This window comes from Dolichospermum sp. LEGE 00246, from assembly GCF_015207865.1.
Taxonomy (GTDB): Bacteria; Cyanobacteriota; Cyanobacteriia; order Cyanobacteriales; family Nostocaceae; genus Dolichospermum; species Dolichospermum heterosporum.
Genome location: NZ_JADEWA010000663.1, coordinates 1 through 2,012, shown reverse-complemented (window position 1 = coordinate 2,012; position 2,012 = coordinate 1). Strand labels below are relative to the sequence as shown.

At 35.9% G+C, this 2,012-nt stretch carries 2 protein-coding genes; both read left to right on the top strand.

Annotated features, from left to right (window positions below):
• Positions 1 to 4: 4 nt before the first annotated feature.
• The gene (locus tag IQ228_RS25270) at positions 5 to 1,027 is read left to right on the top strand and encodes an iron ABC transporter permease (protein WP_228044079.1); all 1,023 of its coding nucleotides are present in this window, start codon (positions 5 to 7) and stop codon (positions 1,025 to 1,027) included.
• Positions 1,024 to 2,012 (top strand): ABC transporter ATP-binding protein (locus tag IQ228_RS25265; RefSeq protein ID WP_193964888.1); only part of this gene is annotated, 989 nt, incomplete at its 3' end. The genes IQ228_RS25270 and IQ228_RS25265, both read left to right, overlap by 4 nt.

The following is a 2,012-nucleotide window of genomic DNA, read 5'->3' as shown; positions in this document are numbered from 1 at the left end:
ATATTTGATTTTTTCAATTTTACTACTATGTTTAATTTTGGCCTTCTTACTGGATTTAGGTTTTGGGGCTGTGAATATTCCCATTCATGAGGTTATGAATATCTTGCTGGGACAAGAAGCAGAAAAAACAACATGGACAAATATTATTCTCAAATTTCGTCTACCTAAAGCCTTAACTGCAACGTTAGCTGGTGCAGCTTTAGGGGTAAGTGGCTTGCAAATGCAAACTTTATTTAAAAATCCTTTAGCGGGTCCTTTTGTATTAGGAATTAGTTCTGGTGCAAGTTTAGGAGTAGCATTAATTTTGCTGACAGCAAGTGTGACTGTACCGACGTTATTAACTGATTTAGGAATGATTGGTGATTTTAGTTTAGTCATAGCGGCAAGTTTTGGTGCAGCATCAGTATTAGGGTTGATGTTAGTTGTTTCTCGTCGTGTACAAGATACAATGACTTTATTAATTTTAGGTTTATTATTTGGATATGCGACTAGTGCAATGGTAAGTATTTTGTTGCAATTTAGTTCACAAGAACGGATTCAAAGTTATATAATGTGGACTTTTGGAAGTTTCACTGGGGTAACTTGGCAACAATTAGCTATTTTAACTCCAGTTATTTGTGTAGGTTTATTAATTGCTGTGCTGCAATCAAAATCTTTAAATGCACTTTTATTAGGTGAATCTTATGCACGCAGTTTAGGGTTGACAGTGCAGAAAACTAGATTTTCTGTGATTAGTAGTGCTTCTATATTAGCAGGAGCGATTACTGCTTTTTGTGGACCGATAGCATTTTTAGGTGTGGCAATTCCTCATCTTTGTCGTAGTCTTTTTAATACTTCAGATCATCGGATATTAATTCCTAGTGTTATCATTATGGGGGCAATTTTAGCTTTATTTGCTGATTTGGTTTCCCAAATTCTGATAAATCAAATGGTTTTACCGTTAAATGCTATTACTGCTTTGATAGGAACTCCTGTTGTTACTTGGGTAATTCTCAAACGTAACTCTCAAAAATCTTTTCCGTCATGAGTAACTCAATTCTGAAAACTCATAATTTGACTATTGGTTATAAGACTTCCCAGAAAACTATTCGGAATGTTGCATCTAATATTTCTACATCTTTGCAAACAGGAGAATTAGTTTGTCTACTTGGTCCTAATGGTGCTGGTAAGTCTACTTTATTGCGAACTCTGGCAGGAATGCAACCACCAATTGCTGGGGAAGTTAAACTGTTAGAAGATGATATTTATAAGTTACCACCACAGGAATTAGCAAAACGTTTAAGTTTGGTATTGACTGAAAAAATTGATGTGGGAATGTTATCAGCTTATGCTTTGGTAACTATGGGCAGATATCCTTATACTGACTGGTGGGGAAAGTTATCATCTGAAGATGAAAATATTATTAATTGGGCGATAAAATCTGTGGGGGCGGTAAATTTAGCCCAAAGGAATGTGAGTGAATTAAGTGATGGTGAACGACAGAAAATTATGATTGCTAGGGCTTTAGCGCAGTCGCCTATGGTGATGTTATTGGATGAACCTACAGCTTTTTTAGATTTACCACGCCGGGTGGAAATTATGCAATTGTTACGTCAATTAGCACGGGATACAAATCAAGCGATTCTGCTTTCTACCCATGATTTAGATTTAGCTTTGCGCCTTGCTGATAAAATTTGGCTGTTAGGAAATAATGGTATTCTCCACGTTGGCGCACCAGAAGATTTGATATTAAGTGGTGCATTTGCTGATACTTTCCGCAGTGAAGGGGTGGAATTTAATATTTTTTCTGGGGAATTTAATCTAAATATACCATATAAAGGGGAAGTTAAGTTAATAGGTGAAGGTGTTGCTGCTATTTGGACAATTCGCGCCTTAGAAAGAGTAGGATTTACAGTTTTACAAGGTGGTAAATCTGCACAAATTACAGTAGAAGTTATTTCTAGTCCTCAAGAGGTTTTTTGGAAAGTCAGGAAATATAAAGCTGTGTCTACACATTATTCTTTATATGAAGT